The following is an 8,023-nucleotide window of genomic DNA, read 5'->3' on the forward strand; positions in this document are numbered from 1 at the left end:
CCCGCCGGTTCCGTCCTCGAAGAGACCGAGCGCCTCGATGGCCAGCACCTCTGCCCGGTGAAACAGTCGTGGACCTCGGCGACGTCCACGTCGGCCGCGGTGATTCCGGCCTGTTCGTAGGCTTCTGCGGCCGCGTCGCGGGCCGCCCGGGTTTCGGGAAGCGACGTCTTGTCCGCGAGCGGCACCGCGTCGGTTCGGTGTCCGACGCCGGTCACGGAAATGGGTTCACCGGCGAAACTGTCGGCGAGGTCGTCCGAGACGACGAGGACCGCCGATGCACCGTCGGAGAACGGACAGCAGTCCATCAGGTGGAACGGATCCGCGATGATGGGGGTTTCGAGCACCGACTCGACGTCGGTGTCGCGGCCGAAATGTGCCTTCGGGTTGGACTGGCCGTGGTGGTGGTTTTTGACGGCGACTTCGGCGAGTTGCTCTTCCGTCGTGCCGTACTCGTGCATGTGTCGCTTCGTCAGGAGCGCGAACACGCCGGGGAACGTCAACCCGGTCGGTTGTTCGTACTGGCGGTGGGATGCGCCCGCGAAGATGCGTGTCATCTCGCCGGTCCCGAGTCCCGTCTCGGGGGTACAGCGCTCGACGCCGCCAACCAAGGCGACGTCGTGGACACCGGATTCGACCGCCTGCACGGCGTGTTTGAACGCGTTCGAGGAGGTCGCACAGGCGTCCTCGAACCGCTGGCAGGGGATTCCCTGCAACCCGATGTGGGTCGCCAGCTTCGGCGCGAGGTGGGTGTCGGATTCGGTCTGGCCGCCCAGCGCGTTGCCGAGGTAGAAGGCGTCGATTTCGTCGCCAGCGATGCCCGCATCGTCCATCGACGCGAACGCGGCGTCCGCGAACAGTTCCTCCAGCGGTTGGTCGTGCGGGCCGAACGAAGTCATTCCGCCCCCGACGATGGTAGCTCGTGTCACTACACTCACCTCTCTCGGGGAGTGTCAATAATCCACCGCCCGCCGTCGGGCGACGAACGCGAAACCGAAACCGGTCAGTTCTCCCCGTCGTCGTCGGTCAACCGCGCGAGCGTCTCGGCGGACACCCCGGCCTCCTGGAGGATGGATTCGGTGTGTTCGCCGTGGTTCGGAAGCCGAGTCGGAACCGACCGCTCGTCGGATTCGAAGGCCGGGAAGCCGATTCGCGGCGGGGCGTCGTTCGAACCGACGACCATCCCGCGTTCGCGTGCCTGTTCGTGGTCGAAGGCTTCGGTTACGGTGTGAACGCCGCCGACGGCCGTGTCCACGTCGTCCAACTCGGCGAGCCAGTCGACCATCGTCCGCTCTTCGAAAGTGTCCCGGAGGGTGTCGCGCACGGCCGTCCGAACCGCCGGGTCGTCGCTCAGGTGCTCGTCTATCAGTTCGGGATGGTCGATGGCGGTACAGAGCGCCGTCCAGAACTTCGGTTCGAGCGCGGCGACCGTGAGGTAGCGGTCGTCGGCGGTGCGATAAACGTCATAGCAGGGGAACTCGCCCGTCAGCAGCGTTTCCCCCGGACGGGGGGTCTCCCCGGCGAACGCGCTCCCGGCGAACACCTGTGCGAACGACAGCATCACGTCGGTCATGGCGATGTCGAGATGTGTACCGCTCGCCCCGCGTTCCCGGGAGAGCAGCGCGCTCACGATTCCGAAGGCCGCGAACAGGCCGCTCGCCATGTCCACCATCGGGTAGCCCGGAATCGCAGGTTTCGAGTCCTCGTCCGGGCGCGTCATGTCGAGGAGGCCGGTGAGTCCGGCGTAGTTCAGGTCGTGGCCCGCTCGGTCCGCGTTCGGTCCCGTCTGGCCGTAGCCCGAAAGCGAGACGTAGACGAGTTCCTCGTTGTACTCGGTCAGCGTCTCGTAGTCGATTCCCAACCGCTCCGCGACGCCAGGGCGGAACGTCTCGAAGACGACATCCGCCGCCTCGACCAGTTCGTAGAACGCCTCGCGTCCGGCGTCGTCTGAGAGGTCGAGGGCGACGCTTTGTTTGCCGCGGTTCACCGCCTCGAATATCTCCCCGAAGCCGCTCTCGCCGATGGGTTCCATCGACCGGGCGTAGTCGCCGCGGCCCGGTTCCTCGATTTTGACCACCGTCGCGCCGAGGTCGGCGAGGAGTTGCGTCGCGTACGGCCCGGGTAGGAGTCTGGAGCAGTCGAGGACGAACAGGTCATCGAGTCGCATACGGGGGGAAAGCGGGGAGGCGGTAAATCGTTCGGGGAAAAGGCGAACGACGATAGCGGCGTGACTGGGGCACGACCCAATCCTTCAAACGACTCGCCCGTCAATCGTGGTGTATGGCCGTTTCGGGAACTATCGACGCACACGTCCACCTGATGCCGCCGCGACTGATGGCGGCGATTCGGAAATCGCTGTCGGCGGAGGCGGGGTGGACCTTCGACCACCCGACCGAGCGCGAGGCGATGGAGGCCGAGTTGCGTGCGGCGGGTATCGACCGATACATCGCGCTTCCCTACGCGCACAAACCGGACATGGCGGCGGCGTTGAACGAGTGGGTGTTGGCCGCGGCCGAGGACTCGGCGATGGCGGTTCCGTTCGCTACGGTGCACGGCGACGACGACGTTGCGGCGGTCGTTCGGGCGGCGTTCGAGGCGGGTGCGCGCGGGTTGAAGTTCCAGTGTCCGGTACAGGAGTGCGGTCCGGCGGACCCGCGACTCGACCCGGCGTTCGAGTTGGCCGCCGAGTACGACCGCCCCATCGTGTTCCACGCGGGGACCGCTCCGATGTTCGAATCGAGTCCCCACGTCGGGGCGGACCAGTTCGAGCAGTTCGTCGAATCGTACCCCGAGGTGCGCGCCTGTGCGGCCCACATGGGGACGTTCGAGGCGGACGCGTTCATGGGATTCGCGCGGGAGCACGAACAGGTGTTTTTGGACACGACGATGGCGCTCTCGCCGCGGTCGGCGGACGTGTTGGGGTTCGACCCGTCGGAAATCGGGGACGACGAGTTGGGTGAACTCTCGGAATCGGTCATGTTCGGGACGGACTTTCCGAACGTTCCCTACCCCTACGAAGCGGAGCGACGAGGGTTGATAGAGCGCGAGTTATCGGAAGCCGTGTACGCCGACGTCTTCCGTCGAACCGCAGAGCGGTTTTTGGGCGAGCGATAGCGAACACCCCATTCATATGTTATTTTCAGCCGAGAAGGCGCGAACGGACCCGTTGGGCAATGGACGACGAAAACACTATGGTAATCCATTCGAGAGGAGTGGTGTATGAACCCCGAGAACGCGGCCCGCGAGGCGCTCGACAGAATCGGGGATGGAGGAGAGCCGTTTTCGACGCGAGAGTTTGCGACGGAACTGGGTTGCCGGCCGGACGTCGCCGTGACGAACCTCGAAGAGTTCGCCGAGCGAGGCGTCGTGAAGGGGAAAGAACTCCCGTCCGGAAACCGAGTGTGGTGGCGCGACGGCGACTTCGAACGAAACGACGACTCGCAGTTTCACTCGTTGGTCGAGGAAGTAGAGGAGTACGCCATCTTCATGCTCGACCCAGAGGGGCACATCGTCACGTGGAACAAGGGTGCGGAGAAAATCAAAGGATACACCGCCGACGAGATAATCGGCGAACACTTCTCGAAGTTCTACACCGAAGCCGACACGGAGGCGGGTATTCCAGAGCACCACCGCGAAATCGCGGTCGAACGGGGACGCACCGAGTACGAGGGGTACCGCGTCCGGAAAGACGGTACGCAGTTTTGGGCCAACGTCGTCATCACGGCCCTGTGGACCGACGACGGGGAACTCAGAGGGTTCACCAAGGTCACTCGGGACATGACCGAACGGCGGGCGGCGAAACAGCGGCTCGAGGAGGAGCGCGATTTAATCGAGCAGGCGCTCGAAACTGTCCCGGTCGGTATCGCCGTCGTTTCGTCGGACGGCACGTTCGTCCGGGCGAACTCCCGCGTCATCGACCGGCTCGGCATCGAGGAGTCGAAGCTGGACCGGTACACGGTGCGGTCGTGGGACCTCTACGACGAGGACGACGAGTCGATTCCACCCGACGACCGCCCGTTTGCACGGGTCGCCGAAACCGGCGACCCAGTCGTCGATTTTCGGTGCCAGTTCCACCTCGAGGGGGAAGGTCGTCGGTGGCTCTCTCTCAACGTCGCCCCCATCGACGACGGGGACGAAATCGACCGTCTGGTGTACGCCATCGACGACGTCACCGAACAGAAAGAACGGACCGACCAACTCCTCCGCGAGCGAAACCAGACCGAACGACTGTTGGAAACGTCGCCGGTCGGAATTTACGTACAGGATGCGGACGGGGAGATACTGCTCGCGAACCGACGAGCGCAGGAACTCCTCGGCCAGTCCGAGGAGGAATTCCAGAAAAAGTCGGACGACGCGGACGAATGGCGGACCCTCGACGCGAACGGGGAACCGCTCGCCGACGGGAAGTCGCCCGCAGAGCGCGTCCACTCGACCGGCGAGACGGTGTACGACGAGGAGATCGCCATTGAAAAACCGGACGGCGAACGCCTGTGGCTGTCCATCAGCGCCGGGCCCGTGTACGGGCCCGACGGGGAGCTGGAACGGGTCATCTCCACCGGTGAAGACATCACCGATCTCAAGCAGCGAGAACACGAACTCGAACGCCGACGGAGCGAACTCGAAACCGAGTTGAGCGAGATTCTCGGCCGCGTTTCGGACGCCTTCTTCGCGCTCGACGACGACTGGCGGTTCACGCACGTCAACGACCGTGCGGAGGATATTCTCCCGGAGTCCAGCGAAGTGGTACTCGAGCGGCGTTTTTGGGACGTCTTGCCCACCGCGACCGAGACGGACATGTGGGAGGAGTTTCACACCGCGATGGACACCCAGGAGCCGACTAACTTCGAACTCAACGATGAACGGCTCGGCATCTGGATCGAGATGAACGCGTACCCGTCTGAGACGGGTCTCTCGGTCTATTTCCACGACATCACCGACCGCAAGGAGCGCGAACGCCGATTAGAGCAGTTCGCAAGCATCGTCTCACACGACCTTCGAAACCCGCTTTCTATCGCGCAGATGTACCTGGCGGAGGCCGAGATGAACGGGCGGGAGAGCGATTTCGAGGAGGTGAAACGCGCACACGACCGGATGGAGCGGATCATCCGCAACCTGTTGCGGATGGCACAGAACAAGGGGACGGCTATCGAACCGAGCGACGTCTCACTTCCGAGCATCGTGGAGCGGGCGTGGAAGCACGTCAAAACGTTCGACGCGACGCTCTCGGTCGAGGGTGCGATGCCGACCGTGCTGGCCGACGAAGACCGACTTCGGACGGTGTTCGAGAACCTGTTTCGAAACGCGGTCGAACACGGCGGCGAGGACGTTGCGGTACGCGTCGGGGCGCTCTCCGACGGATTCTTCGTGGAAGACGACGGCCCGGGAATCCCTCACGACGAACGCTCCGAGGTGTTCGACTACGGGCACACCTCGGGGAACGGAACGGGGTATGGACTCACCATCGTCACCGAGTGCGTGGAAGACCACGGCTGGGAGATAGACGTCACCGAATCGTCGAACGGTGGTGCGCGGTTCGAAATCCGGGGGGTCACGGAGGGGAGCACGCGGACACGTCCGCAGTGATCGATTCGGACGACGGCTCCCGCGACTCGTCCCGATGCACCCGGTAGTCGTCGAGATGAGAATCGAGATACGGGGGGATGTCGAACTGAGTCACTTATCCGTCGGGAGCGGATTCGTTTAGGTATGGTCTCCGGAATTCACGTCCAACTCGCGGTGAGCGACGCGGACGGGTGTCCCGTTTCGTCGATCAGCGAGGAGTTCGAAATCGAATCCCTCAGCGTGGCCCAACACGCTACCCGAACGGCGACCGAAGTCGTCGGGGAGCTAACGGTAGACCGGTCCGACGACGCCGGAACGGAACCGGAGGCGGCCGAGGAGGTCTTCGTCGACGAGACGAAATCGGTGTACCGGTACACGCACGACAACGAGTGTCCGTGCCAGCGCGTGCCGAGTCACGGGTGTCCCGTCCGCACCCTCAGGGCCGACTCCGGCCGACTCATCGTCTCGTTCATCGCGCCCGACCTCGAAACGCTCCGGGGCGTCGTCACCGACTTGCGGTCGTGTTGCAAGGGCGTCACGGTGAACCGACTCACGCGCTCGGCGGCCACCGACGAGCGGTCGTTGCTGTTTGTGGACCGCACGGCGTTCACCGACCGCCAGTACGAGGCGCTGGAAACGGCCCACGAGATGGGATATTTCGACTCGCCGAAGGGCACGACCGCCGAGGAAGTCGCCACCGAGATCGGAATCTCCGTGGCGACGTTCCTCGAACACCTCTCGGTCGCACAGACGAAACTGCTCGACCAGATTCTCTCGACGTGACGACGGACGAGGGGTGAATCGCCGGTCGTCGAAATTCACGAATCGACCGAGTGAGGGATGGAATCGAAGACCACGGAGCTTGTTCACACGAACCTTGGTACCATACAACATTAGTTTAAATAAACCCGAGTATGGTAGTGAAAGGTCGTATGCGGAACCCGGACCGACAATCGTGGTGACGCAATGTCTCAATCAGTTTATCACGAAATCGGCGGACAAAGCGCGGTCGAAGCGGTCGTCACGGATTTCTACGACCGAGTACTGTCCGACGAGCAGTTGATTCCGTACTTCGAGGGGATGGACATGGCGGAACTGCGCGCCCACCAGATTCAGTTTATCAGCTCGGTGGCCGGTGGTCCGGTCGAGTACACGGGTGACGACATGCGCGAAGCCCACGCGCACCTCGACCTCGACGAATCCGATTTCGATGCCGTCGGCGAGCATCTCGAAACCGCGCTCCGAACGAACGGGGTGGACGACGAGAACGTCGAAGGCATCATGAGCGAAGTCGTCGCGCTCAAGGACCCGATTCTCAACCGATAAGCGTCGCCTCTAATACTCGAATCGGCGTTCTAATACCCGAATCGGCGGTGTAGCGGGGGACGGCAGCGGGACGGACAGACGACGACCGGCCGGAACGACAACCGGACGGTAACGGGGCGATTGAACCGACGAAACTGCCGTAATCCATCCGTTTATCCGGGTGAACCCTCTCCGACTAGGTATGAGTGAAGGTTCGTTTTCGTACCACTGGACCGCGGAGGGACCGAGGTGTGGAACGGGGACGCGGTGGTCACGGAGTGAGTAGCGACCGCGACACCCGGACCGTCGTCCTCAGCCTCATCGCAGGCGTCTTCTTCGGCGGCGTCGGCGGCGGCGTCGCATTTCCGACGCTCCCCCGTCTCGGAACCCTGCTCGGCTTCTCGGCGCTGACCGTCGGAATTATCCTCGCCATCAACCGCTTCACCCGGATGCTCTTGAACACGCCCGCGGGGACGATTCTCGACCGATTCGGAACGCGCCGACCGATGCTCGTCGGCTTCACGCTCCAAGGACTCGCGCCGTTCGGCTACGTGCTCGGACTGACGGACGCGTGGACGAACGGACTCGCGGGAAGCGTCCCGTGACGGCAACCGCCGTGAGCGCCACGACGTTCGCCGGGTCGCGTGCTGTGGGGAATCGGGTCTGCGTTCGTGTTCGTCGGCGCGTTCAGCACGGTGACGAAAGTGACAACGCCCGAGAACCGAGGCAAGTGGACGGGCTACTTGCGCGGCGGCCAGAGTCTCGGTTTCCCCGCCGGACTGGTCGTCGGCGGACTCGTGGCCAACCTCTACGGCTTCACCCCGGCGTTTCTCGTGGCCGGGTTCGCGGGGTTGTTCGCGGCGCTCGTCGCGTTCTTCGTCCTGCCGGATTTGAACCCGACCGTCGAGACCGACACCGGACTCCGGGAGATTCCGGGCATCGTCGCCTCGGACGTTCGTATCCTCTCCGTCGGCCTCGTGAACTTCGTCGTCCGGTTCCTCTTCGCGGGAGTGCTCCTCTCGACGGTCGTGGAGTACGCGGCCGTCGTCGGCATCCGCATCGGATTCCTTGATGCGACCGGAATCAGCGGCGTCGTCATGGCCGTCAGCGTGCTATTTTCCAGCGGGACGACGCTCTTGGCGGGACCGGCGTCGACCGC

The 8,023-nt window shown here is 63.9% G+C and carries 5 protein-coding genes and 2 pseudogenes; 5 read left to right on the forward strand and 2 right to left on the reverse strand.

All coding sequences use genetic code 11. From position 1 onward, the window contains the following. Together BG842_RS15285 and BG842_RS15290 are read right to left on the reverse strand one after the other, a co-directional pair. Positions 1-896, reverse strand: a pseudogene (locus BG842_RS15285) (thiolase C-terminal domain-containing protein); the annotation flags it as partial. 104 nt (positions 897-1,000) lie between these two features. Further along, positions 1,001-2,164: a CaiB/BaiF CoA-transferase family protein gene (locus tag BG842_RS15290; RefSeq protein ID WP_069451415.1), complete on the reverse strand. Its 1,164-nt coding sequence runs from the start codon at positions 2,162-2,164 to the stop codon at positions 1,001-1,003. A gap of 113 nt (positions 2,165-2,277) precedes the next feature. Between BG842_RS15290 and BG842_RS15295 the strand changes: the two genes are divergently transcribed. The 5 genes and pseudogenes from BG842_RS15295 to BG842_RS32775 form a co-directional block, all read left to right on the forward strand. Further along, on the forward strand, positions 2,278-3,111 hold the full coding sequence (locus BG842_RS15295; protein WP_069451416.1) for an amidohydrolase family protein: 834 nt from the start codon (positions 2,278-2,280) through the stop codon (positions 3,109-3,111). Between the two features lie 105 nt (positions 3,112-3,216). Beyond that, complete coding sequence (locus tag BG842_RS15300; RefSeq protein WP_069451417.1) at positions 3,217-5,580, forward strand: PAS domain S-box protein; 2,364 nt, start codon at positions 3,217-3,219, stop codon at positions 5,578-5,580. Positions 5,581-5,703: 123 nt separating this feature from the next. Beyond that, entirely contained in the window at positions 5,704-6,342 is a 639-nt protein-coding gene (locus BG842_RS15305) for a helix-turn-helix domain-containing protein (RefSeq protein ID WP_069451418.1), read from the forward strand. A 183-nt stretch (positions 6,343-6,525) separates the two neighbouring features. Further along, positions 6,526-6,885, forward strand: coding sequence for a group 1 truncated hemoglobin (locus BG842_RS15310; protein WP_069451419.1), 360 nt, complete (start codon positions 6,526-6,528; stop codon positions 6,883-6,885). Between the two features lie 257 nt (positions 6,886-7,142). Beyond that, positions 7,143-8,023, forward strand: a pseudogene (locus BG842_RS32775) (MFS transporter); the annotation flags it as partial.

The sequence above is a fragment of the Haladaptatus sp. W1 genome, from assembly GCF_001723155.1.
GTDB classification, from domain to species: domain Archaea; phylum Halobacteriota; class Halobacteria; order Halobacteriales; family Haladaptataceae; genus Haladaptatus; species Haladaptatus paucihalophilus.

Coding starts and splice junctions, on each gene's coding strand:
- BG842_RS15290 (WP_069451415.1), bottom strand. CDS start 2,164: ATGCGACTCGATGACCTGTTCGTCCTCGACTGCTCCAGACTCCTACCC.
- BG842_RS15295 (WP_069451416.1), top strand. CDS start 2,278: ATGGCCGTTTCGGGAACTATCGACGCACACGTCCACCTGATGCCGCCG.
- BG842_RS15300 (WP_069451417.1), top strand. CDS start 3,217: ATGAACCCCGAGAACGCGGCCCGCGAGGCGCTCGACAGAATCGGGGAT.
- BG842_RS15305 (WP_069451418.1), top strand. CDS start 5,704: ATGGTCTCCGGAATTCACGTCCAACTCGCGGTGAGCGACGCGGACGGG.
- BG842_RS15310 (WP_069451419.1), top strand. CDS start 6,526: ATGTCTCAATCAGTTTATCACGAAATCGGCGGACAAAGCGCGGTCGAA.